16 protein-coding genes are annotated in these 25,036 nt (G+C 58.6%); 12 read left to right on the top strand and 4 right to left on the bottom strand.

What is annotated here, in order from left to right; genetic code table 11:
* Window positions 1-6 precede the first annotated feature (6 nt).
* The gene (locus TBK1r_RS18510; RefSeq protein WP_419581499.1) at window positions 7-3,177 is read right to left on the bottom strand and encodes a DUF1553 domain-containing protein; all 3,171 of its coding nucleotides are present in this window, start codon (window positions 3,175-3,177) and stop codon (window positions 7-9) included.
* 178 nt (window positions 3,178-3,355) lie between these two features.
* On the opposite strand from TBK1r_RS18510, the gene TBK1r_RS18515 reads away from it, so the two are divergent.
* Window positions 3,356-4,771, top strand: a complete 1,416-nt coding sequence (locus tag TBK1r_RS18515) for a DUF1501 domain-containing protein (RefSeq protein WP_145213771.1) — start codon at window positions 3,356-3,358, stop codon at window positions 4,769-4,771.
* The gene (locus tag TBK1r_RS18520; RefSeq protein WP_145213773.1) at window positions 4,768-6,645 is read left to right on the top strand and encodes a DUF1549 and DUF1553 domain-containing protein; all 1,878 of its coding nucleotides are present in this window, start codon (window positions 4,768-4,770) and stop codon (window positions 6,643-6,645) included. Before TBK1r_RS18515 ends, TBK1r_RS18520 begins: the two co-directional genes overlap by 4 nt.
* A 127-nt stretch (window positions 6,646-6,772) precedes the next feature.
* Here the strand turns inward: TBK1r_RS18520 and TBK1r_RS18525 are convergent, their stop codons facing one another.
* A complete protein-coding gene (locus tag TBK1r_RS18525) occupies window positions 6,773-7,441 on the bottom strand; it encodes an MIP/aquaporin family protein (RefSeq protein WP_419581500.1) in 669 nt (222 codons plus the stop codon).
* A 266-nt stretch (window positions 7,442-7,707) separates the two neighbouring features.
* Between TBK1r_RS18525 and TBK1r_RS18530 the strand changes: the two genes are divergently transcribed.
* The 4 genes from TBK1r_RS18530 (at window position 7,708) to TBK1r_RS18545 (ending at window position 10,863) form a co-directional block, all read left to right on the top strand.
* The gene (locus TBK1r_RS18530) at window positions 7,708-8,127 is read left to right on the top strand and encodes a TadE/TadG family type IV pilus assembly protein (protein ID WP_372896027.1); all 420 of its coding nucleotides are present in this window, start codon (window positions 7,708-7,710) and stop codon (window positions 8,125-8,127) included.
* A 3-nt stretch (window positions 8,128-8,130) separates the two neighbouring features.
* Window positions 8,131-9,264, top strand: coding sequence for a VWA domain-containing protein (locus tag TBK1r_RS18535; RefSeq protein WP_145213779.1), 1,134 nt, complete (start codon window positions 8,131-8,133; stop codon window positions 9,262-9,264).
* A gap of 12 nt (window positions 9,265-9,276) precedes the next feature.
* The gene (locus tag TBK1r_RS18540) at window positions 9,277-9,762 is read left to right on the top strand and encodes a TadE/TadG family type IV pilus assembly protein (RefSeq protein WP_145213782.1); all 486 of its coding nucleotides are present in this window, start codon (window positions 9,277-9,279) and stop codon (window positions 9,760-9,762) included.
* A 237-nt stretch (window positions 9,763-9,999) separates the two neighbouring features.
* Window positions 10,000-10,863: an alpha/beta hydrolase gene (locus tag TBK1r_RS18545; RefSeq protein WP_145213785.1), complete on the top strand. Its 864-nt coding sequence runs from the start codon at window positions 10,000-10,002 to the stop codon at window positions 10,861-10,863.
* A gap of 128 nt (window positions 10,864-10,991) precedes the next feature.
* Here TBK1r_RS18545 and TBK1r_RS18550 read toward each other — a convergent pair whose 3' ends face one another.
* Complete coding sequence (locus tag TBK1r_RS18550; protein WP_145213789.1) at window positions 10,992-11,786, bottom strand: GxxExxY protein; 795 nt, start codon at window positions 11,784-11,786, stop codon at window positions 10,992-10,994.
* A 299-nt stretch (window positions 11,787-12,085) separates the two neighbouring features.
* Here TBK1r_RS18550 and TBK1r_RS18555 point away from each other — a divergent pair, with 299 nt between their 5' ends.
* From TBK1r_RS18555 to TBK1r_RS18580, 6 genes are all read left to right on the top strand, one after another.
* Window positions 12,086-12,700, top strand: coding sequence for an HD domain-containing protein (locus tag TBK1r_RS18555; protein ID WP_419581574.1), 615 nt, complete (start codon window positions 12,086-12,088; stop codon window positions 12,698-12,700).
* 239 nt (window positions 12,701-12,939) lie between these two features.
* Entirely contained in the window at window positions 12,940-14,229 is a 1,290-nt protein-coding gene (locus TBK1r_RS18560) for a class II aldolase/adducin family protein (RefSeq protein WP_145213795.1), read from the top strand.
* Between the two features lie 673 nt (window positions 14,230-14,902).
* Window positions 14,903-16,849 (top strand): PrkA family serine protein kinase, encoded by a 1,947-nt coding sequence (locus tag TBK1r_RS18565; RefSeq protein ID WP_095736972.1) that lies wholly within the window; start codon window positions 14,903-14,905, stop codon window positions 16,847-16,849.
* A 13-nt stretch (window positions 16,850-16,862) separates the two neighbouring features.
* A complete protein-coding gene (locus TBK1r_RS18570) occupies window positions 16,863-18,137 on the top strand; it encodes a YeaH/YhbH family protein (RefSeq protein WP_145213798.1) in 1,275 nt (424 codons plus the stop codon).
* Between the two features lie 6 nt (window positions 18,138-18,143).
* Window positions 18,144-19,676 carry a SpoVR family protein gene (locus tag TBK1r_RS18575; RefSeq protein WP_145213801.1) on the top strand — a complete coding sequence of 511 codons (1,533 nt, stop codon included), beginning with the start codon at window positions 18,144-18,146 and terminating at the stop codon, window positions 19,674-19,676.
* A 522-nt stretch (window positions 19,677-20,198) separates the two neighbouring features.
* The gene (locus tag TBK1r_RS18580) at window positions 20,199-23,507 is read left to right on the top strand and encodes a DUF6797 domain-containing protein (protein ID WP_419581501.1); all 3,309 of its coding nucleotides are present in this window, start codon (window positions 20,199-20,201) and stop codon (window positions 23,505-23,507) included.
* A 40-nt stretch (window positions 23,508-23,547) separates the two neighbouring features.
* Here TBK1r_RS18580 and TBK1r_RS18585 read toward each other — a convergent pair whose 3' ends face one another.
* Window positions 23,548-24,858 carry a PQQ-like beta-propeller repeat protein gene (locus TBK1r_RS18585; RefSeq protein WP_145213807.1) on the bottom strand — a complete coding sequence of 437 codons (1,311 nt, stop codon included), beginning with the start codon at window positions 24,856-24,858 and terminating at the stop codon, window positions 23,548-23,550.
* Window positions 24,859-25,036 lie beyond the last annotated feature (178 nt).

The raw sequence follows: 25,036 nt of genomic DNA on the forward strand, positions 1-25,036 counted from the left end.
CACTTTTTAGCGGATGGTGACGAAGTCGTTGTGGTTGAGGATGGCTTGGGTCAATCGGGAGCGGATGACGGCGTCACGGTCGGCGGCGTCGGGGGATTGGAGTTCGGGAAGCGTTGTCATGGCATCCCAAAACGCGGCGCATTCGGATCGCTCGGCTTCAGTCGGTTCGCGGCAAAGCAGTTGAAAAAACAGTTCATCGATGAAGTCCGACGGTGCGTCGGTTTTCAGACCGGCGGCGATTCGCGATGCGATTTGAGACGCCATTTCGATCGCAAGCTTGCTGTTGGAAAGCGCGAGTGCCTGCTGTGGGACGATACTCTCGCTGCGTCGATAACACTGCAAGATGTCCGCGTCATCGAACATCGCCAGAAACTTGTCTTGCTGGTCGCGAGAATGTTTTAAGTACACGCTGCGACGCATGGCAGTCGGGGCGGGATCAATCGACGGACCTTCCATTTTCGGATCCAGTTTCCCGCCCAGCGACAACAAGCTGTCGCGGACGAGTTGCGATTCCATGCGTTTGGAGTTAGCCCGCCAGTAGTAGCGGTTCGTCGGATCACCTGTTCGCGTTTGCTCGTCGGCGGTGAGTGTCGAGGAGGACAAACGGTACGCTTCGGACGTCACGATCATTCGATGCAGATGCTTGAAACTCCAGCCCGACTCCATGAATTCAGCAGCCAGAAAATCCAAGAGTTCCGAGTGCAGCGGTTTCTCGGCACGCAATCCGAAATCGAACACGGACTCGACCAGCGGTGTCCCAAAGTGCCGCATCCAAACGTGGTTCACCGCAACGCGGGCGGTCAACGGGTTTTGTCGCGACGTGATCCATTTCGCCAGCACGAGACGCCGCCCGGTGCTGACCGATGCATAGACCGCGGGGTAATCGGGCTCCTTGTGTTCCGGGGTCTCGAGTGCTTTTTTGGATCCACGCAGCGACGCGTAGTCCGGCCGGGCGTCAGGCTGAGCCTTCTCCAATTCTTTCAGCTTCTTTTCGGCGGCCGACTTCTGGTCCTTCGCCGATTTTAATTTTTTCGCATCGGCGGCATCGGCAATCATCCGATAGTCCGCATCGGCAATTTTCGCCTGCAGCTGTTTTCTCGCGGCGTCCCGGGCCAGGCTGTCGGTTTCAGCTGGCGACGGCGACGCGACGTAACGAGCGTTGTCGGCGGCAATGGTCGCGTGCACCGAAGCCAAGGCCGCGTTGGCCGATGCCAATTTCAACTCCGCGACGATCACCGCGTTCTCCGGGTCGACCGATGCAGCGGTTTGGTTTCCCGCTGCGGTCAGTTCGCTATCCGGCGACAGCGTTTTGAGCGTGATCTCGTCAAAGGCAACGGTCGCATCAAAACCGCTCAAGCTAAAGAAACCGTCGCGACGATCGGGAAGTTGATAGGCGACGACCAATTGATCATCCAACCAAACGTTGACCAAGGTGTCTCGGACTGCGATCCGCAGGTGGTAACGCTGGCCGACCTTGATCGGCATCGCCTTGCGACCTTCGGCCGGATACGTGCTATTGCCACCGCGTGTGTACGCCACTTGGACCTTGGGTCCGGGGGCGTGGGCGCTGGTGTAGACGTAATTCGAATCCTTGCCGTCTTCGGACTGGTCGAATCGAAACGTCACCGACTTGTAAGTCGACCCACCAGTGGTGGTGTAAACGCAATCCACTTCGAAATCACGCGGCAGCGGCGGGACCAGCCGTATCATTTCCGACTCACGTGTCGATCTTGTTTGATGCAACGCACCGTCGCGGTACTGCCACCCGTCCCCGATCAGTCGCCACCGTTCCGGTGCGGGCTGATCGAAGGTGTCCGTGACGCTCCATGATGGGTCATCAACCGGAAGCGTGTTCGGCTCCGCCCCCGGCTGATCGGCCAGACGCTTCTTGGCCACCGCCAGTTCTCGCTCGGCAGCTTCAACCTCTGATTCGGCCTTCTGGATCGCCGCTTGCTGGACGTACGATCGGGTGCCCGGGGCAAACGCGGCCGGAGGCAACGTCACCGGTTCGACCGGGGCCGCAAAGTCGGCCAGGATCGCGGGCACGCCGGGGCTGACGGGATTCTCCTTGTCCGGGTTCATCGGGTCGCCGCGGAGGTGCACGAACGTGGGTCGGTCGACTGAATCGTCAAACACCCGCGGCAGTCCATCTTTCTCGAAATCCGTCACGCCCGGGATCGGATCCAAGCGGACCTGGTGCGGTTCAAACAGCGCCCGAAAACGGTAGTAATCCAGCTGCGAAATCGGATCGTACTTGTGATCGTGGCACTTGGCACAATTCAACGTCAGACCCAGAAACGCTTTGCCGGTGTGTTCGATAGTGCTATCCAACCAAGTCGTCCGGTTGAACAGGTAGTAGTTTCTTGCCAGGTAGCCCGTCCCGGCGATCGCATCGGGATCGGTGGGCGCCAATTCGTCCCCGGCCAACATCTCCGAGACCATCCGGTCATAGCCCTTGTCATCATTGAGCGAACGGACGATCCAATCGCGCCAACGCCAGATGTGTTTTTGGCTGTACCGAATCTGCTGGCCCAAGCCGTACCAATCGCTGTACCGCCAAACGTCCATCCAGTGTCGCGCCCAACGTTCACCATGTTCAGTGCGGGCCAACAGGTCGTCGACGATTTGTTCCCAGGGACGCTCGTCTCGCAGTTGCTCGGTCGTGGGCGGCAATCCGATCAGGTCCAAATACAGCCGCCGAATGATCATCGATCGATCGCCCGGGCCGACGGGACGAACGTTGCCGGCGACCCGCTTGACGGCCAACCATGCATCGACCGGGTGATCTGCCTGACCGGGCGACTCGGGCAGCGTCGGCCGTGTGATCGGTTGAAACGCCCAATGTTCGGTCGGCGCCGGAGGCGGCGTTTCCTCGGGCGCTCGGGCCCCTTGCTGGATCCAACGGCGAAGCAATTCGATCTGGTCGGGTTGCAAGGCGGCACCGTCTTCGGCCGGCGGCATCCGTTCGTCTTCGTCGGCGGTGATTCGCGCCAACAGTTCGCTGGCATCCGGATCGCCTGGATCAAGGGCACCGCCGTCGATCATCAGGGATCGCGTTTCCAGACGCAGGCCGGACTCTTGTTTCAACACGCCGTGACAGGAGTAACACTTCTCGCTGAGCAGCGGTTTGATCTGGGTCAGATAATCGACATCGTCGGTCGCGATCGCAGCCGACATCGACGGGGCCGCGAAAACGAGGAACGCGATGACTTGGGGGAGGGAGCTTGGACGCACGGGGAGACGCATCGGTTGGAGGTGGGAAGGATTAGTTTAACCGAACCGGCGGCGGATGTGTCGATCGTTGTTGCAGACAACAAATTAGCAGTCGCCCAAAACATCGGCTAAGATACGCCACATGAACCAACATCCGTCCCATCGATCACTTCGCCGTGACTTCTTGCGTTCTGCCGGTGGCGGAGCCGGGATGATCGCGCTGGCTTCACTGCTATCCGCTGACGGCCTTGCGGGAAACCACGACGGCTCGATTCGCCAGCCCCACTTTCGACCGCGGGCCAAGCGAATCATCTGGCTGTTCATGCATGGAGGCCCCAGCCAAGTCGATCTGTTTGACCCCAAGCCGGATCTAATCAAGTACGCCGGACAGCCGCTTCCGGACAGTTTTGGTTCCGTGATGACGCGTCGCAAAGTCGCCAACAATCCACTGCTCGGCCCGGTCCGTCCGTTCCGGCCGCGTGGCCAATCGGGATTGCCGATCTCTGACTTTCTGCCGCATCTGTCCACCGTCGCCGACGATCTGTGTGTGATCCGGTCGCTGCATGGAGACAGCGTCAATCATCCACAGTCGGTGTACCAAATGAACACCGGCAGCACCTTGATGGGGCATCCGAGTTTCGGCAGTTGGCTGGCTTACGGACTGGGCAGCGAGAACGAGGACATGCCGGCCTTTGTGGTGTTGCCCGACCCGGGCGGCGGACTCAAGGGAGGACCGTCGGCCTGGGGCAACGGCTATCTGCCGGCGACCTATCAAGGAACAACGATGCGTCCGGGTAAAACGCCGATCCTCAACCTAACACCGCCGAGCGGTGTTTCGGATCTCCGTCAACGTTCGACACTGGACTTCATTCAGCAGCTCAATCAAAACCATTTGGTCGGACGTGAACAGGACGACGACCTGGCCGCCAGAATCGATGCGTACGAACTGGCGTTTCGGATGCAATCGGCCGCACCCGAAGCCGTTGATTTTTCACAGGAGTCGGCCGCAACGCTTTCGATGTACGGGATCGACGACAAGACAACACGTGACTTTGGCGAGCGCTGCTTGCTGGCCCGACGCATGATCCAGCGCGGTGTCCGGATGGTCCAAGTCTATTCGGGCGACACCAACGGTTGGGATGCGCATCAAGATGTCGACAAGAACCATAGTGAGTACTGCGCCAAAACCGACAAACCGGTCGCCGCACTGCTCAAAGACCTGAAGCGATCGGGATTGCTCGATGACACCCTGGTCGTCTGGTGCGGCGAATTCGGGCGCATGCCGATGAGCGAACAGGGCAAGGGACGCGATCACAATCCGTGGGGTTACTGTGGATGGATCGCCGGGGCCGGCATCAGCGGCGGACGTGCTTACGGCGCGACCGACGAAGTCGGGCTGCGGGCGGCCGAAGATCGAGTGCACGTCAACGAGTTCCACGCCACGTTGCTTCATTTGATGGGACTCGATCACCGCGACCTGACCTACTTCCATAACGGACTGGACGAGCGTCTGACCGGACCCAGTGAAGTCGACATCGTCGAGGGACTGCTCTCATGATGCGAATGACCCTGCTGTTGGCGTTGCTTGCCATCTTCCCGCTGCTGCCGTGGCCCCCGACCGCCGGGGCGACCGACGCGGAAGACCAACCGGTTGATGACGCAGTCGCCGAAATCGAAGAAGACGAAATCTCGGACTTCGACCGCGACCACTGGGCCTATGATCGGATCGTGCGGCCCGCCGTGCCCGTGGTGGTGCAAACCGATTGGCCGCGGACGGGGATCGACCGGTTCATCCTGGCGCGACTGGAAAAGGACTCCCTCCAACCGGCGCCGCCTGCGGATCGGTCCAGCTTGATCCGCAGGCTGTGTTGGGACTTGACCGGTTTGCCGCCCACGGTCGATCAAGTCCAAGACTTTGTGAACGACCCGCGGCCCGATGCCTACTCGCGACTGGTCGATTCGTTGCTCGCCTCACCTGAGTTCGGGAAACGCTGGGGGCAATTCTGGTTAGACCTGGCACGCTATGCGGACACCGACGGATACGAACACGACAAAATCCGTGACCAGGCCTGGAAGTATCGCGATTGGGTGATCGATGCGATCAACCGCGACATGCCCTATGACACGTTCATCCGCTGGCAACTTGCCGGCGACCAGGTGGAATCCGGCGGGGAACAAGCGACGCTGGCAACGGCATTTTGTTTGTCAGGTCCCGACATGCCCGACATCAACTCGATGGACGAACGACGCCATGTCTTGCTTAATGAGATCACGTCGACTGTCGGGGCCGTGATGCTGGGACTGCAATTCGGCTGCGCCCAGTGCCATGACCACAAGTACGACGCGATCAGCCAAGCGGATTTTTATCGGCTGCGAGCGTTCTTCGATTCGGCGATCCGCCTGGAACAGAACAAGTCGGTCAGCGTCTTGGCGTCCCATCGTGATTACCCGCAAACCCATCTGATGCTCCGCGGCGATTGGCGTCGGCCGGGCGCCCCGCTGGAACCGGCGTTTCCCCGGGTCATCAATGATGCGGGGACGGCGCCGTCGCCTGACGCCTCGCCACGCACCGAGTTGGCTGATTGGATGACCGATCGATCCAACCCACTGACGGCCCGTGTGATCGTCAATCGAATTTGGCAACAGCACTTTGGCACCGGATTGACGGCGACACCGAGTGACTTCGGCGTGATGGGGGACAGTCCCACGCACCCCGAATTGCTCGACTACCTGTCCGATGAATTGATGCGGGAAAACTGGAGCACCAAACGAATCCATCGCATGATCGTGATGTCCAGCGTCTATCGAGTGTCCGGGACGCGGCCGAAACAGGGCTTCGATCGCGAGTCTTGGGATCGTGCGCTGGCGGCCGACCCCGACAACCAGTTGCTCAGCCGTTTCCCTCGCCGCCGCTTGGATGCCGAAGCGATCCGAGACGGATTGCTTGCCGTCAGTGACTCGCTGAATCATGAGATGGGCGGCCCCGGCGTGCGGCCCGCGCTGCCGGTGGAAATGGTCAAGACGCTAAAGTCGGGACAATGGAAGGAGACACCGTCGAAGGCTGACCATGAGCGTCGCAGCATCTACATTTTCGCCAGACGGAATTTGCGATTTCCCTTCTTCGCGACCTTCGATCGTCCCACCGCCGATCAACCGTGCGCGCGACGAAACCAGTCCACCACCGCCATCCAGTCGCTGGTGCTGCTCAATTCCGCGTTTGTGATGAAGACGTCGGAGCGATTGGCAAGTGTCGTGTCCGCCGGCCAACCGGACCTGCGATCACAGATCGATTCGCTCTACATGCGACTCTATTCGCGACACCCCGATGGCGAGGAAGTGACGGGCGCGACGGAGTTCTTGGCCAGCGGTGCTACGCTGAAAGATCTGTGCCGAGCGATGGTGAACTCGAATGAGTTCTTGTATGTGGATTGATTCTGCGATTGATTCTTCGACTGATTCTGCACCGCACACCTGTCACGCAGATCCCACTTTGAACGGCTGATCATCGATTGACATCAGCCGGTTCGCGCCAGTGTCTGGGCGTCACACGCGAATTCAGTTAGCCGGTTTTGTCGGTCGCCTCTGAATCACCGGAGCGCAGGTACGCGGAGATCGGCACGGCCAGGACGGCGCCGATGACCGGAGCGGTCAGATAGATCCACAGGGATTCCAATTGGTTTCCGACCAGCGCCGGTGCGATCGAACGAGCCGGATTCATCGAGGCCCCGCTGATCGGCCCTCCGCAGAGCACTTCAAAGGAGATCACACCGCCGATAGCCAGCCCCGCGGTGATCCCTTTTTCTTTCGCACCGGTGCTGACGTTGAGCACGACGAACAGCAAAATCAACGTCAAGATGATTTCGAAAATGAATGATTGCCACCACGTTCCTGCCGGCAGCGTCGGTCCCAAGCTGGCTTGATCTGGAAATAAAACCCGCAGCAACACGCTGGCCAGCAGCGCGCCGACGCATTGGCTGATGATGTACGGGACCACGTGTTTCCCTTCGAATCGTCGCCCCACCCAGAACGCAATCGTCACGGCGGGATTGATGTGGGCGCCAGAGATATCGCCGATCGAATGGATCATCGCCGAAACGACCAGCCCCCAGGCAAGGGCGATGCCGACCAGCGTCACGCCGCCGTCGGTCACGTTGTCGACCACGACCGAACCGGTTCCGACAAACACCAACACGAACGTGCCGATCATTTCGGCGACATACTTTTTCATCTTCACCAACGCTGCATGGCCAGGGGGAATCGTCTAAGCAACGGCAGATGATACCACCCCAGGCGGACGATGCGGCTCGTCTGTCGGTCAAGCCGTTGAAAGACGCAAAAACCGGCCAACCCCTGGATGCGGAATAACCGGGATCGCGGCGTGTGCCAGTTTTGTCATTCTGTTCATCGATCAGGCGTGTCCCCCCCCACACCTGACCTAGCCTTTCATCGAATTGAAACCTGCCCCCTCTTTTGACTTCGCCGCAGAACCCTGACGTGAAACGATTGTCTCGAATCCGCTCTGCTGTCCGACGCCGCCGCAAGGGGGCGGCGATGATCGAGTTTGCGGTTTGCCTGCCCGTGTTCCTGCTGATCGCGATGGGCACGATCGAAACCTGTCGGATGATTTATCTGCGGCAATCGCTCAAAGTGGCCGCATACGAGTGTGCCCGGCTCGCGATCGTTCCCGAAGTGACGGTGGCAGACTTACAGGATCAATGCGATGTCCTGCTGATGGGCCGCAACATCTCCAACTACACGCTCCATTGCACACCGGCGGATCCGTCCACTCTCAACTACGGAGAGATTTTCATCACGACGGTCGAAGCCCCTGCATCAGAGAACGCACTGGTCGGATCCTGGATCTACGGCAGTTCGACGGTCTCGGAATCTGTATCCATCATGATGGAGTATTAGTCCATGGTTCCAACAGTCAATCCTCCACGCGAACGCATTCAGGCCCGCCATCGCAGACACCTGCGGCGTGGAGCGACAATGGCCATGTTGGCGATCTTGATGCCCGTGATGATTGCCGTTGCCGCCTTCATGATCAACATCGTCTACATGGAACTGACTCGAACGGAACTGCAGATTTCATTGGACGTCGCCACCCGTGCCGCCGGACGGACGCTGGCTGTGACCGGAGACCAGCAGCAAGCAGTCATCGCCGCCGAGCAAATGCTCAACGCAAACACGTATGCCAACCAAACGCTGGCCTTGAGTGAAACCGAGATCGTCTTCGGAGTCTCGACTCGCCACTCCGAAATGGAACGCTACAACTTTGGTCCGGGCAATCATCCCAATGCGGTCAAGGTTGAAACGAACGGAACCCATCTCGTTCCGCTCCTGTTCCCATCGATGGGCGTGCCGATCCAGCCCCGCCCGATGAAGACAGCGATTGCCACCAAGGTCGAACTGGACATCGCTTTGGTGATCGATCGCTCCGGATCAATGGCCTACTCCGCCTCAGAACAAGCCGACGGGAGCGGCCCGGATGCCGCAGATGACGACTGGGCATTCGGCGATCCGGTTCCGCCTCATTCCCGCTGGCTGGACACGGTCACCGCCGTTGACACGTTCTTGAGTGTGATGGAACAGTCCCACCATGACGAAATGGTGACATTGACGACGTATGCCTCCAAAGCAACCGTCGACGTGGACCTCACCCATGACTACAACAGCATTCGTGCTGCCCTCGACCACCATAGCAACCACTTTAGTGGGGGCGGTACGAACACTGGTGAAGGGATCACCAAGGGCAGCGCCGCAGTTCGGAAAAAAAACCTGGCCAGACCATGGGCCGCCAAAGTCATGGTCGTGATGAGCGACGGACTGTCGACCACCGGAACCGAACCCGTGTCGGCCGCACGGATGGCAGCCGAAGCTCATGTCATGGTTTACACCGTGACGTTCTCTAACGAGGCCGATACAACGACCATGCAAGAAGTCGCCGATGCCGGCGCCGGCAAACACTACCATGCAAATGACAGTGCTCAGCTCAATCAAGTATTCGAAGACATCGCCCGTGGCCTCCCCACCTTGATCACGTTTTAACGCGGCAGCACCATGAGACCTACGCAGTCGTTCTCGTACAAACGAAAACCACGCGGCGCAACGACGATCGAATTTGCGTTGGTATTTCCGCTGATCCTGTTGTTCTTCGCGTTCATGTTCGAAGTCAGCCGCGTGTTGATGCTACAGCATACCGCCGACACCGCGGCATACGAAGCGGCTCGCGCGGCGATGGTGCCGGGAGCAACGGCAGCGGAGGCGGAACAGGTAGCACAGCAACTCGTCGACGACGCCGGATTCTCTCTTGTCGATATCCAAGTCACGCCCACTGACATTACCGACGAAACCGCGTTGATTACTGTTTCGGTCAGCATCCCTGTCAATAACAACTCATGGATCGCACCGACTCAATTCGCGAACTTTGTCGTCAACAGCGAAGTGACGTTGATGTGTGAACGACCACCGCTTATCAAACTGTCCGCCTTAACGGACTTGGGCGCCAAGAAAGAAAGGATGCAGAACAACACTGCCGGCCTCTAGTTGCGAAACGTGGTTCCGGCGCTCTTGACTGGCCTCCTTCTCTACCGCAACATGCTTGCGAGTCGGTTGATCGAATGGATGCTCCAAGATCAACGCGATCTGGTCAGCCGTAGACGCCTACGCGAAGGACGTCGCGTGGCCGCTTGGCTGATACCGACGGGCTTCAATGGACAGGCTCGTGCTCCTCCCGCTGCTGACGAGACAATGTCACCCCCGCCTCCGAGTGAATTCAACACCATGACGATCTTCTCTTCCGCCTGCTCACTCCGTGGGGCCCGATGCGTCGTCTCGCTGTGTATCCTGTCATTCTGCTTCGCCGCAACGGCGGTCTCGCAGGACCAGCTCGTCAAACAAACGAGCTACCAAACCGACCAGGACATCCCCTATCGCAGCGGCGAGAATTTGACCGACTACATGCGTGAGCGTTGCCGACTGGACGTCTACGCTCCCGAATCCAAAACCGGTTTCTCCACGGTCGTCTGGTTTCACGGCGGCGGACTAAAAGGCGGCAAAAAATCCGTGCCGACGGAACTCAAGGAACAAGGCATCGCCGTCGTTGCCGTCAACTACCGACTTCATCCCAAAGTCACTTCGCCCGCGTACCTCCAGGACGCTGCGGCGGCCGTCGCTTGGACATTCAAGAACATCGAAAACTATGGCGGCTCAAACAAAATGATCTTCATCAGCGGACACTCCGCCGGCGGCTACCTGACCAGCATGCTCGGCCTGGACAAACGCTGGTTGGCCGCGCACGACATCGACGCCGATGACATCGCAGGACTGATCCCCTACAGCGGCCATACCATCACCCACTTCACCGTCCGCGCCGAACGGGGCATCGACGGCAAACAACCGGTCGTGGACGAGATGGCACCGCTGTATCACGTCCGAGACGATTGCCCACCGCTCTTGTTGATCACCGGAGACCGTGAGCTGGAAATGCTCGGTCGCTACGAAGAAAACGCCTACCTGTGGCGGATGATGCAAGTCGTCGGGCACCCCGACACCGAACTCTATGAACTCGACGGCTACGACCACGGCCAAATGGCCGGCCCCGCCCATCCGCTGCTGCTCCGCTTCGTGAAAAAACACAGCCGGTGAAATGCATCGTCGACGGATACAGGGTGGGACATAAGCCCTCGGATGGCAGCGCGAACCCACGGATGAGAGCGCGACCGTACAGATGAGAGCGTGGTAGTTGTGAATGTCGATCGCGGATCGTATCGGTCCTACCGGCGTCTCAAACCGGCAATCTCCACGAGCGATTTCCCAAAATTGACTGCAATTCCCCACCGCGCGCCCAGAGCTTTCATGTACGACCGGCAGCGGTTCATATTGTAGGTGTTGTCTTCGAACAACGCTGTTTGACACAAAACAATTTCGTCTTCGATCAGCAAGCAATGTAACGCGGACTGCCGTAGTTTCGTATCAGCGTACCGTGATTCGGCAATTGGATTCTCGGCTACTTTCATTCCATTGTGCCGAAGCCCAAACAACAAAAGCTTTCCTAGCACCTCGTCGCCATACCCGGTTCCATGTTCTTGATAGATGTCGTTCACTACGTTGCGAACCGCTCGACCGGTGGTTCGCGTTTCCCCGGTAATACTCCCTTTCCAGTATTTCCAATTCTCAACAAATCGCGACGCTGCGGGAGTGTATACCACACGTTCGATCGCGACACGGTCAAGCCCCATATTGACCAACAGGCCTAACGAATCCCTTCGACATTTTAGATAGTCAAATAGCTGAACAAATTCTGTCGGAGCGAGTCGACGCGGAACCGCCTTAAGCTCGATGGTGATATTGCCCCAAACAACGAAATCGGGGATCAATCGATAGACTTGTTCTCCGTACAGCAAGAGTGGGTGAATCGGCTTGCTGACAAAGGGAACGCCGTTGTCTCGAAAACAGACCACCAATGCTTGGTGATAGTCTTCTTCGTCGCGTCCGACTCCCACGTCGTTCTGAACGTCAAAGAAACAACGCCGAATCGCGTGCGTACGGTCCTCGTAAAGAATCGCCATGAGCCCCCCCGGATGAGAACGGTGATATTAATACCCTCGGATGGCAGCGCGAACCCACGGATCGAGACGAAACAGAATTTCCTCGGTTCACGCTGCCATCCGTGGGTTCACTCTGCTTTCCGTGGGTTCACTCTGCCATCCGTGGGTTCACTCTGCTTTCCGTGGGTTCACTCTGCTTTCCGTGGGTTCACTCTGCTTTCCGTGGGTTCGCGCTGCCATCCGTGGGTTCGCGCTGCTATCCGTGGGTTTCTCAATCTCTCACGATCCGTCCCAAACTTGCTAGCAAACACCAAAGAGAACTGAACATGAGGAACGATCTGATCCCCCACGTCGAACGGATTGTCCGCCGGCGGATGGCCGACCAGCAGGCGGGTCATGGTTTTGATCATGTCGGCCGCGTGCTTCGTTCGGCGCGAAAGATTCAGGAGGAAGTCGGCGGGGATCGGACGATTGTGGAACTTGCCGCCTTGCTGCATGACGTCGGCGATGCGAAGTTCCACGACGGGGTCGAGAAGAGCGCCGAATTCACGCGACAGATCCTCGGCGAACTCGACGTCGATGTGGCAACGATCGACCACGTCGCAGAAATCGTCGACAACCTTTCGTTCCGCAAGGGCGACGACGCGAAACCGCTCTCACTCGAAGGCCAGATCGTTCAAGATGCGGATCGCTTGGACGCGTTGGGTGCGATCGGGATCGTGCGGACGATTGAATACGGCGCGGCGTTCGGCCAACCGTTTCATGTTTCGGGCAATGCGGATGGAACGCACAAGACCGGCCTGCGCCACTTCGACGACAAACTGTTCAAACTGCGCGGGCTGCTGAACACCGAACCGGCACGGCGAATGGCCCGACAGCGCGAAGCATTCATGAGAACATTCGTCGATCAATTTCTCGCGGAATGGCAAGAGTGATCCGAGAAAACGCCTGATCCGCTGCCCGGTCGTCAGTCGCTGCCCGATCGTCAACTGCTGCTCGCCTCGCTGTGCTGCATCACCGACACGTCGGATGCCCCCACCGATGCCCCCACCGATGGCGGAACGCCCCCACGGATGTCATAGTAAGGGTTACAACTTTCGTTTCACATCCGTGAGCCCGCTTTGCCATCGGTGGTTTTTGTTTTCGGCCGCGCATCCAACGCTCAAGCATTTTTATGACAACTTCGCGAAACTTGATCCACCCGCGTGACGAGATCATGCAGACGATGGATCGCATCTATCGTTACCGGATGACGACCACGTCCGGCGGCAACCTTTCGATCCGCGACGCAGCGGGCGACATTTGGATTTCGCCGGCGAGAGTGGACAAGGGGAACCTGTCACGCCGCGATATCATTTGCGTGCGCCGCGACGGCACCGTCGAAGGTCCGCATCCGCCGTCTTCGGAATTCCCCTTTCACAAGGCGATCTACGACGCACGTCCCGACGTGGTGTCCGTCGTCCACGCGCACCCGGTCGCCCTGGTGGCATTCAGCATCTGCCGCCAAACGCCCAACACGCGACTGTTCCACCAAGCCCATTCGGTCTGTGGCAAACTGGGATTCGCGCCGTACGCCTGCCCGGGCAGCAAGCAGTTGGGCGCGAACATCGCCGCGTCGTTCGCCGAGGGTGCCGACAGCGTGATCTTGGAGAACCACGGGGTCGTCGTCGCCGGAGACTCACTCTCCGACGCGTTCAAGCGATTCGAAGCATTTGAGTTCGCCGGCAAGACGCTGATCAAGGCGGCGGCGCTGGGCAACGTCAACCTATTGGACGACCACCAACTGGACCAGGCAGCCCGCCGCAGCGTCGACTTCGACAGTCTTGATCCAGCGCCCGCCAGTGCCATCGAATTAGAACTGCGACGCCAACTCTGTGACTTCGTTCGCCGCGGTTGTCGCCAACGACTGCTGATCAGCACCGAAGGCAGTTTTTCGGCGCGGGTCGGCGACGATGCATTCCTGATCACGCCCACGCAACAGGATCGCGAGTTGCTGGGCGTCGATGACTTTGTTTTGATCGAAGGCGATCGGCGTGAAGCGGGGAAACTGGCCAGCCGCGCGGCCAAGGCGCATCAGGCGATCTACCGTCGCCACCCCCACGTCAATGCCATCGTGTTTGCACACCCGGTCAACGCGACAGCGTTCAGCGTCACTGAAAGCGAATTCGATGTCCGCACGATTCCGGAAAGCTACGTCTTTCTGCGCGACGTCCAACGCGTCCCCTACGGCGTCCAATTCGGCGACGGCGATCAGATCGCCGACTATGTCAACGAAAAAACGCCGGCAGCGATTTTGGAAAACGACGGCGTGATCGTCACCGGACGCAGTGTCCTGGATGCCTTTGATCGCCTGGAAGTGCTGGAGTCCACCGCCGAAGCGGTGATCAACGCCCGATCGATCGGCAGCGTCCAAGCGATGTCCGACGACGTGATCGATGAACTGTGTCGCGAATTTGATCTGTGACCGCTCGACAGCAGTGCGCCACCCTCGGTGACGGCGGCGGACCGGCCTGTTGAGGGGCGCCTGCGCGTGACGATCCGTCACGCTTCCCGATGGCATCGAGAGGGAAAGTGCGGATTGCGAAACAGTCGGCGCATCAGAAACGGACGATCCGTTCGTTGCTAACGCGTTTGCGACTCAAAGAAACGCGCCGATTAACGAACATCCCATCAACTGACCATGACGCGGCGGGTTCCATGCTTCGAAGTGTTTTTCGAAGAAATCAACCGTCTTCTTAGCTGTCCACCCTCCTGCATGGTCGAATCAAAAAATCTGCATGCCGAGGCGTCTTGAGCCGCTGCATCCCGTAATTTGCGAGGGAATCATCCCAGAACGGCCTGGATCGGTCCCAATCCTTTATTTCCACGGTTGAACGGGCGTAACGCGTGCCCGATCAAGGCGTTGCATGCATTAGCTATGACGGGGGGGTGAGGGAAAATCGTTCTTCCCGGCGGCTTGTTCATGTAATAATGAACACACGCCCAATCCTCTCTTTTCTCAGTGTCACCCCGTCGCCGCGGGGACGCCCAGGCGGGACCGCCAGACCTGTAGAAAACCGATCGCATGCGACTCCGATCGATCCCAGAGGGTGCATCTTGTGCGTCTATTTCGTGGCAGAGTCGGCAGACCCATTGTAATGACGAACACGCCCAATTTATTGCAGCTTTATTCCGAGACTTACGAACGCGAAAAGCAGGTTCGTTACACGCTGAAAGAGTACCTGGAGGCGGCTCGTGATGATCCGTCGTTGTACAGCAGCGTCGCTGAACGAATGATTCAAGCGATCGGCCAACCGAAGCAGATTGATACGTCCAGCGATTCCCGTCTCGGCCGGATCTTCATGAACCGGACCATCAAGGTCTATCCCGCGTTTGATCAGTTCTACGGATTGGAAGAAACCATCGAACGGATCGTGGGTTACTTCCGTCATGCCGCCCAAGGACTCGAGGAACGGAAACAGATTCTGTATCTGCTCGGTCCGGTCGGCGGTGGCAAGAGTTCCCTGTCGGACGCGCTGAAGCGTTTGATCCAACGTCAACCGGTTTATGTGTTGTGCGCCGGCGACGAGATGAGCCCGATTTTCGAAAGCCCACTGGGGCTGTTCGACCCCAATTCGATGGGCTTCTTGCTGGAGGAGGAATATGGCATTCCACGTCGACGTCTGAGCGGTTACATGTCCCCATGGGCCGTCAAACGGTTGGACGAATTCGGCGGCGACATCTCCAAGTTCTCCGTCGTACGCGTGATGCCTTCGGAACAGCGACGATGCTGTGTGACCAAGACCGAACCGGGAGACGAAAACAACCAAGACATTTCGTCGTTGGTCGGTAAAGTCGACATCCGTAAGCTGGAACATTTTTCGCAAGACGACGCCGACGCGTATGCCTACACCGGCGGACTCAATCGCACGACCCAAGGTCTGCTCGAATTCGTCGAGATGTTCAAAGCGCCGCTGAAGATGTTGCACCCGCTGTTGACGGCGACACAAGACGGCACCTACGTGGGCACCGAGAACGTCGGCGCGATGCCTTACCAAGGCATCATCGTCGCTCACAGCAACGAATCAGAATGGGAATCGTTCAAGGCCAATCGCAACAACGAAGCCTTCCTCGATCGGATCTGCGTGGTCAAAGTCCCGTACTGCCTGCGCGTCACCGAAGAACGCAAAATCTATGACAAGCTGATCCAGAGTTCCAAACTGGGCGAAGCACCGTGCGCGCCCGACACGCTGGAGATGATGGCACGCTTCTCTGTCTTGACGCGTCTGAAGGAACACGAAAATTCCAACCTGTATTCGAAGATGCGGGTCTATGACGGCGAGTCGCTCAAAGACACCGACCCGAACGCGAAGACCGTCCAGGAATACCGGGACGCGGCCGGTGTGGCCGAAGGCATGGAAGGCGTGTCGACGCGGTTCGCCTACAAGATCCTGTCAGAAACCTACAACTTTGACACCGACGAAGTCGCCGCGGATCCCGTCCACCTGCTGTACGTGCTCGAAAAAGCGATTCTGCGCGAACAGCTGCCCGAAGAAACCGAGCAGCGTTACCTCGAGTTCGTCAAAGAAGACCTGGCGTCGCGATACGCCGAATTCATCGGCAACGAAATCCGTAAGGCCTACCTGGAATCCTATCACGCCTACGGCCAAAACCTGTTTGATCGTTACATCGCCTACGCCGATGCCTGGATCGACGACCAGGACTACAAAGACCCCGATACCGGACAATTGATGGATCGCGACGTCCTGGACGAGGAATTGGAAAAGATCGAACACCCCGCCGGGATCTCCAACGCGAAAGACTTTCGATACGAGATCGTCAAATTCGCGCTCCGTTCACGGGCTAAACATGACGGCCGCAACCCCGAATGGACCTCCTACGAAAAGATTCGCGAGGTCATCGAAAAGCGAATGTTTTCACAGATCGAAGAGCTGCTGCCGGTCATCAGTTTTGGCGCCAAAAAGGATAGCGAAGCCGAGCAAAAGCACAGCGAATTCGTCGAGCGAATGACCCAACGGGGTTACACACGACGGCAGGTCCGTCGGCTGGTCGATTGGTACATGCGTGTCAGCAAGTCAGGATAGGAACACGATCCCCATGCAAGTGATTGATCGCCGGCAGAACCCGAAATCGAAAAGTCTTGGAAACCGCCAACGCTTTCTTCGTCGCATCAAGTCCCAGATCCGCAAGACGGTCAAGGACGCGATCGAAAACCGTAGCGTTACCGATCTCGATAGCGGCGAAAAAGTGTCGGTCACCGCCAACGAGATCGGCGAGCCGACCTTCGGATTCGATGCCGCCGAAGGCAGTCGCAACTACGTCATCCCGGGAAATCACGATTACCGGCGGGGCGATCGAATTCGCAAGCCCGGCGGCGGATCCGGAAGCGGTTCCGGCGGAAGCCCCGACGGCGACGGCGAAGATGCATTCGTGTTCATGCTCAGCCGCGACGAATTCCTGAACCTGTTTTTCGAGGACCTCGAACTCCCCAACCTCGCCAAACGCAAGCTGAAATCCGTGGCCAGCGAAAAATGGAGTCGCGCCGGATACGCCAACGACGGATCGCCACAGCGGCTAAACAAATACCAAACGATGCGACGAAGCCTGGCGCGACGCATCGCACTCAAACGGCCCAGGCTCGACGAACTGAACCGGTTGGAAGCGGAACTCGAAGCAGCGGAGTCGAGAGCCGACGGCGATCACGGTGAAGAAGCCAAACGTCTTGCCCGGTTGATCGAAGAAACCCGCGATCGCATGCGGGCGGTCCCGTTTTTGGACCCCGTCGATCTTCGCTACAACCGGTTCGAGCAGACACCCAAACCCGCCACGCAAGCGGTCATGTTTTGCCTGATGGACGCCTCGGCATCGATGACCGAATCGCTCAAAGATCTCGCCAAGCGTTTCTTCATCCTGCTGCACCTGTTTTTGAACCGCCACTACCGCTCGGTCGAACTGGTCTTCATCCGGCACACCTACACGGCGGCCGAAGTCGACGAAGAGACCTTTTTCCATGGCCGCGAAACGGGCGGAACCGTGGTCTCCTCGGCGCTGGAAGTCATGCTGCGAATCATTCGAGAACGCTATCCGGTGCAAGACTGGAACATCTACGCCGCCCAGGCCTCCGACGGACACAATTTCGATCACGACATGCCGCGCACGATCGAGCTGCTGCAGCGTGAGATCTTAGACCTCTGTCAGTACTATGCCTACATCGAGGTCGGCGAAGAAGAATCGTCGTATGTCAGTGCACTTTGGAGCGGGTATGCTCAGCTGGAAGCACACCCCCACTTCGCACGCGCCACCGTCTTGGATCCGACCGAGATTTACCCCGTGTTTCACAATCTGTTCGCCAGCAATCGACAGGCGTCTTGAGCGACCATGGACAACCGGACGTTACTGTACGAAGGCTCGGAGTGGGACTTTAACCACCTGCGACGTGTCCATGATGCGATCGAAGAAATCGGCGTCGGCGAGATGGGCTTGGACGTCTATCGCAACCAGATCGAGGTGATCACCAGCGACCAGATGCTCGATGCCTACGCGTCGTTCGGCATGCCGCTGATGTATTCTCATTGGTCGTTCGGAAAACGGTATTCCCGGGAAGCGCTGCTGTATCGCAAAGGGGCACAGTCATTGGCCTATGAGTTGGTGATCAATTCAGACCCGTGTGTCGCCTACGTCATCGAAGAAAACAGCATGACGATGCAGACGCTCGTGATCGCCCACGCCTGCTTCGGGCACAACCATTTCTTCAAGAACAACTATCTGTTCCGCCAGTGGACCCATGCCGAACGTGTGCTCGATGACCTGGCCTATGCCAAACGATTCATTGCCGAATGCGAAGAACGGTACGGGATGCAGGCCGTTGAACGGACCCTCGATGCCGCCCACGCGTTGATGTCACAGGGCGTCAGCCGGTACGCCCCACAACGCCCGGTTCGATCCCAAGACGCGGTGCTCAAGGCCGAATCGCGAAAATCGCATCACGAAGCAACGTACAACGATCTGTGGAGAACCCTTCCGAAACCGAAGGAGGATGCCGACGCCGACGACAACGCCGAACGTGAGTATGACGCCGCCGCGCTGCGATTGCCCGAAGAAAACCTGCTCCGGTTCCTGTCGCTCCACGCGCCCAAGTTGAAGGATTGGCAGCGCGAGGTGTTGGACATCGTCCGCAAGACCGCGCAATACTTTTACCCCCAACAGCAGACGCAATTGATGAACGAAGGCTGTGCAACCTTTGTCCATTATCAAATCATGAATCGTCTGCACCAAACCGGTCAGGTCAATGAAGCGGCGATGCTTGAATTCCTGCACATGCACACGGCGGTCGTCACGCAACCTGATTTTGACGACAAGCGATTCCGGGGATTGAATCCCTATGCATTAGGCTTCGCGATGATGAAAGACATCGAACGCATTTGCCAGAGCCCCGAACCGGAAGACGAGGAGTGGTTCCCCGAAATCGCCGGGCAGGGAGACTTCATGGGCGTCTTGCGAGATGCGTGGGCGGATTTCCGAGACGAGAGCTTTGTGCTGCAGTTTCTCAGCCCGCATCTGATTCGGAAAATGCGTTTGTTCGCCGTTCGCGATGCGTCCGACGCTCCGCACTTGTCGGTCGAAGCGATCCACGACGAATCGGGGTATCGTGAAATTCGACACCGTCTGGCCCAGCAATACGATCTCTCCAAACGCGACCCGGAGATCGAAGTGACCGAAGCTGACTTGAAGGGCAATCGACGCTTGGTGCTCACCCACCGCGTTCGCGACGGCAAAACGCTCAGCTCAAGCAATTGCAATCGAGTCCTGCGGCACGTCGCTAATCTGTGGGGCTATCGCGTGCGATTGATCGAAATCGATGCCGACAGCGGGCAGACGCTCAACGATTACGACGCGGTGGCGCTGCCGTAGTTGTGGTGTCTTTTTAAGGTGTTGAAACGTCACACTTCCCTTGGGCATTAGTATCGACACCGCTTTTGCATGTCAGATCTGTTCTGATTGGATGGCTTCGGCCAACGGCCGTTTACATCCCTAGCCTTGGGCGTCGCCCAAGGACCGCAAACGAGTACGAGAGGGATTGGCCAACGGCCATTCACAAATGCCTCGTCAAACGCGAAGGTTATGCATGGCCGTTGGCCAAGTTGAACCTCGTTGCGATGGTGTTCCTGGGGCGGCGCAACCCTCGCAAATGCTCGATTTGCTTATTCCAGGCTAGGGATATGCATGCCCTTTGGGCAAAAAGCGACTTGTGTCGATAACAATGCCTGCCAGCAGAGTGACGCTCAAAATCGACGCGACCTTCGTAAGGAGCGAGAGAGAAGCGACCGGGCTGCAGACCATCAACGCTCGTCGATGGGGCCGCATCGCCCGCGATTTCGAGTAAATTGGTGCAGCATTCGATGCCCGCCTACTTTCGCACCCGAGCCCAGTCTCTTGAGTACTCCGCCGACTTCCCCCGCCCGTATCGGGGCCATCCTGGTCCGGTTCACGTGTCTTCTCTTCGCCGTTGCCTGCCTGTCAGATGTCGTGTCGGCACAAGAGACGTTGGAGGCGGAATTGAAGCGGCGCGACGCGGATGAACTGGCCCGCCACGCCCACATCTTTGGCGATGCGTCACGCGGGGCGATTCGGTTCTACCAAACCGGACTGAGCTGCGTTCAGTGCCACGTGGCTGACGAAGGCACGAATCGGCTCGGACCGGATCTATCGCAAATGAACGAACGAGCCACGTATTTGCACGTGATCGAGTCGCTGTTGGATCCGTCCAAAGTCGTCCAGCCCGGTTTCCGCGCCGAACGTCTGTTGCTCGACGACGGTCGCGTGGTCAGCGGAATGATCGCGGCGGAAACCGATACGGCACTCACCGTGGTGGTCCCGGGCGAAGAAAAACCGCTGACGGTTGCTTTGGATAGCGTCGAAGCGCGGGCGCCTTCGGGATCCATCATGCCCAGCGGGTTGATCAACCAGCTCGATGACGAAAACGATTTTTACGACTTGGTCTGCTACCTGGTGGAACTGGGACAAGCAAGTCCCGAGAGGGCGGCACGCATGAAACCCGATGCGTCGCTGATCCAGCCGCCTCCGCTGCCGGACTATGAAAACGATCTCGATCACCGCGGCATGATCACCAGTTGGAATGAAAAATCATTTCAACGCGGCAAAGCGATCTATCAAGGACTGTGCATCAATTGTCATGGCACGCAAGACCAACCCGGTTCGCTCCCCAATGCGTTGCGTTTCGCCACCGGAAAATTTAAAAGCGGCGGCGATCCGCTGACGATGTACAAGACCCTGACACACGGCTACAAGATGATGTTGCCGCAACGTCAATTGGTGCCGCGTGAAAAGTACGATGTGATTCACTACATCCGCGAAGCCTACTTAAAACCCTTCAACGCGTCGCAGTACACCAAGGTCGACAAAGCTTATCTGGACTCGCTGCCTCCAGGCCGACTTCGTGGACCTGCACCGGTCCGCCATCGCCCCTGGAGCGAGATGGACTATGGACCGTTCCTGACGCGGACCTATGAAATCGCGAGTGAATTTTCCAAGCCGCGACCGGAAGTCACCGACGAAGACCGTCAGCGGGGTCGGCGCGAGATTCGCCCCGCCGAACGGACGTGGCCGCCGGAGACCAATTTTGCTTACAAGGGCATCGCGATACAGCTTGATGCAACACCGGGCGGCGTCGCCCGCGGTTCACACTTCCTGGCGTTTGAACATGACACGATGCGGGTCGCGGGTGCCTGGATGGGAACCGGGTTCATCGATTGGGAAGGCATCCTGCTGGACGGAAAACATTGGCGATCACCTCGCACGGTCGGTGAGTTGCATTTCCAAAACCTGCCAGGCCCGGGTTGGGCCGATCCGTTAACCGGTTCGCTTGACGACACACGCCGGCGAGCACGCGACGGGCAAGCGTACGGCCCGTTTCCGAAATCGTGGATGGATTACAAGGGCTTGTACAAGCACGGCAACCGCGTCGTGTTGTCCTACACCGTCGGTGACGCAGCGGTGCTGGAGTCGCACCGCGTTGCGGAAGAACAGGGACCGGGACCGTTCGACATTCCCGTCACTTGGGTACGCGTCTTGAACATCGAAAAGTCGTCGCGCGACCTGGCGATCCGAATCGCTCCCCAAGACACCGTCGCCGTCGCCATCCATGGTCACAAGGCGTTGAAAACGGACGACGTCGACGGGCTGACCATCCTGAAAATCCCTGCGGAAAGTACGCCGGTTGATTTGGAACTGCACGTTGCGCATCGTGGAATGAAGCCGTCCTTCAAGTTTTCGGGCGCGCCGGAAGACTTGCGGCCACTGACCCGTGGCGGCCCGGCCCAGTGGCCGCAGACGCTGACGACGGAGCCCGAGACCGGCGCGGACGCCGGTCCCTTCGCCGTCGACCAACTGACACGCCCGACGAAAAACCCCTGGAAGAGCCGACTGCGGATGTCGGGACTCGATTTCTTTCCCGATGGCAATTCAATGGTCGCCTGTTGCTGCGACGGCGATGTCTGGATCATCAACGGCATCGGCCGGCCCGGCGGATCGCTGCAGTGGCGCCGAATCGCATCGGGGCTGTTTCACCCGCTGGGCATCAAGATCGTCGACGGCAGAATTCTTGTCGGCTGCCGTGATCAAATCGTTGTCCTCCATGACCTCAACGGCGACGGGGAAACCGATTTCTATGAATGTTTCAACCAGGACCATCAAGTCACCGAGCACTTTCATGAGTTCGCGATGGGGCTGCAAGCCGACGACGAGGGCAACTTGTACTATGCCAAGAGCGCCCGCCACGCGCAAGACTCGCTGATCCCACAACACGGGACGCTGTTGAAAGTCAGCGCCGACGGGGATCAAACGACGATTCTGGCCAACGGGTTTCGAGCCGCCAACGGTGTCTGCCTCAACCCCGACGGATCGTTCTTTGTCACCGACCAAGAAGGCCACTGGACGCCGATGAACCGAATCAATCGTGTCGTCGAAGGCGGATTCTACGGCAACATGTACAGCTACGGTGCACCCGATGACACGCGGGATTCGGCGATGCAGCAACCGCTCTGTTGGCCCAACAAGTCCTTCGATCGCTCACCCGCGGAACTGCTCTGGGTCGAAAGTCAGAAATGGGGTGAACTCGATGGCCGGCTGTTGAGCCTGTCCTACGGCTACGGCAAAGTCTTCGTCGTGCCGCATGAACAGATCAACGGCCAGTGGCAGGGCGGAATGTGTCGGTTGCCGCTTCCCGAGTTTGAAACCGGCGTGATGCGCGGCCGCTTCCATCGTGACGGGCACCTGTATGTCTGCGGCATGACGGCCTGGGGCAGCAGCCAAACGGCCAGCCCCGGCGGGCTGTACCGGATTCGGGCGACCGGCAAACCGATGCACCTGCCGACCCAAATCCACGCCAACCCAAACCGTCTCACGCTGACCTTCTCCGATCCCGTCGATCGCAATACCGCCACCGATCCGAAAAACTATCTCGTCGAAACATGGGACCTGAAGCGGACGGCCAACTATGGGTCCGACCGCTTCAATGAGCAAACGCTAGACGTCACCTCGGTCGATGTCAGTGACGACGGCAAGACGGTCCAGTTGGTCATTCCCTCCATCGAGCCCACGTGGACGATCCAAATCGCGTACAAATTGCGTGGCGAATCGGGACGATCGTTCGGACGGGTGATCCAAGGCACGATTCATGAACTGACTGAATCGCGTTTGACGACGGAGAAAAAGGTAGAATGATGAGCGGCAGCGGTTCTCCGCTGCATCTTTTTGCTCCGAATCATTCTGCCATCGCGACCCGTACGAGTTGTTCCTTGCGTCCACCGCCGTCGCCGATTCCGACACGAAAGTAGAGTGATCCGTCGGCGATGGCCGGACTGGCGTAGCAATCGTCGCCGAGTCGGTTCTTGGCGATCTGCACGAACTTTTCGCCCGACGCTTCGAACACGTAACAGTTGCCCGATAGATCGGCGACGTAAACGTTTCCGTTGCACAGCACGGGTGAACCGCTGAAATTTCCGCCCAAACGTTTCTTCCACCGGATCGCTCCGTCCTCGACCGACCAGCACCGCGCGATCCCATCGTCGTCGACGGAAAAGACATGCTGTCCGTCGGTGATCAATGATGGCTCATAGACTCTCGTGCGGTCCGACCAGATTCGCTCGCCTTTGCCGGACAGGCAAACGGTTTCGTTCTCGGGGAATCCGCCGGAAGCAATGATTCGATCCTGCGTCGTCACCACGGTTCCGCACGTCGCTTCGGCGATGCACTCGGTTTCCCACAACGTCTCGCCCGTTGCCGGATCGTAGCTGGCCAATCGATCGCCGCCGGTGATCAGCACTTGGTCCACTCCGCCAACGGTCGCGACGCGGGGACTGGAATAGGAGCTTGCGTTGCCGCGTTTTTTTCGCCACGCGATTTCACCGGTCTGCACGTCCATGGCCACCAAATAGCCGCCACCAAAATTATCCGCCGCGACGATGACCAACGACTTGTATAGGACGGGCGACGGGGCGTAGCCGAACTTGGATGCGAACGCGCCGATGTCTCGCTGCCAAACCTGATTGCCTTCCAGATCCAATGCCGTGACAAAAACACGTTCGCTGTTCAGGTGCGCGGTCACCAACAAGTTGCCGTCGGTCGCAAGCGTGCCGTTGGCGTTGGTTGCCTTTTGGTGGACCTCCCCGCGGCCAGGGAACCCGCCCTTGTGGACCGTCGTTTGCCAGCGTTGGTCGCCGGTGTCGCGATCAAAGGCGACCACGACTTGTTCCGATTGGGAATCGATCGCGGAACCGACAACCACCAGGTCACCGATGACAATCGGGCTGCTGTGACCGCGCCCCGGAACCTCGCTTTTCCAGGCCACGTTCGTCGAATCGTCCCAGGTCGTCGGCAACGGTTGGTCGTCCGCCACGCCGTCCCCGCCGGGCCCACGCCACTGGGGCCACTGGCCGGCAAGGCTTGTCAGGTCACGGTCGGTGACCACGACGCCGCTTTCGCTGAGCGAAACTTCGTCGACCGCGGTCTGTTTCCGGCAGCCGACCAACGCGACCAGACAAAGAGCAAGAATTGTGGCGAGCGTTTGGTTCATGGATCTGCAACGTGGGACGAGGCGGAGTAGTTGTGGCGACCGGGCAAGCGGCACTGATCTCAGCATACCGAGTTGAACCGAGTCGAGCAGCTGGTTCTTTCAGGTTTGCCTAGCCGGTCCAACGGAGGATGGACTCGATGCACGTCGATGTTCTGATTAGGCTATTGATTCCGACTGC

Source organism: Stieleria magnilauensis (assembly GCA_007753675.1).
GTDB classification, from domain to species: domain Bacteria; phylum Planctomycetota; class Planctomycetia; order Pirellulales; family Pirellulaceae; genus Stieleria; species Stieleria magnilauensis.

Coding starts and splice junctions, on each gene's coding strand:
- TBK1r_RS18510 (WP_419581499.1), bottom strand. CDS start 3,177: ATGTCGGCTGCGATCGCGACCGACGATGTCGATTATCTGACCCAGATC.
- TBK1r_RS18515 (WP_145213771.1), top strand. CDS start 3,356: ATGAACCAACATCCGTCCCATCGATCACTTCGCCGTGACTTCTTGCGT.
- TBK1r_RS18520 (WP_145213773.1), top strand. CDS start 4,768: ATGATGCGAATGACCCTGCTGTTGGCGTTGCTTGCCATCTTCCCGCTG.
- TBK1r_RS18525 (WP_419581500.1), bottom strand. CDS start 7,441: ATGAAAAAGTATGTCGCCGAAATGATCGGCACGTTCGTGTTGGTGTTT.
- TBK1r_RS18535 (WP_145213779.1), top strand. CDS start 8,131: ATGGTTCCAACAGTCAATCCTCCACGCGAACGCATTCAGGCCCGCCAT.
- TBK1r_RS18540 (WP_145213782.1), top strand. CDS start 9,277: ATGAGACCTACGCAGTCGTTCTCGTACAAACGAAAACCACGCGGCGCA.
- TBK1r_RS18545 (WP_145213785.1), top strand. CDS start 10,000: ATGACGATCTTCTCTTCCGCCTGCTCACTCCGTGGGGCCCGATGCGTC.
- TBK1r_RS18550 (WP_145213789.1), bottom strand. CDS start 11,786: ATGGCGATTCTTTACGAGGACCGTACGCACGCGATTCGGCGTTGTTTC.
- TBK1r_RS18560 (WP_145213795.1), top strand. CDS start 12,940: ATGACAACTTCGCGAAACTTGATCCACCCGCGTGACGAGATCATGCAG.
- TBK1r_RS18565 (WP_095736972.1), top strand. CDS start 14,903: ATGACGAACACGCCCAATTTATTGCAGCTTTATTCCGAGACTTACGAA.
- TBK1r_RS18570 (WP_145213798.1), top strand. CDS start 16,863: ATGCAAGTGATTGATCGCCGGCAGAACCCGAAATCGAAAAGTCTTGGA.
- TBK1r_RS18575 (WP_145213801.1), top strand. CDS start 18,144: ATGGACAACCGGACGTTACTGTACGAAGGCTCGGAGTGGGACTTTAAC.
- TBK1r_RS18585 (WP_145213807.1), bottom strand. CDS start 24,858: ATGAACCAAACGCTCGCCACAATTCTTGCTCTTTGTCTGGTCGCGTTG.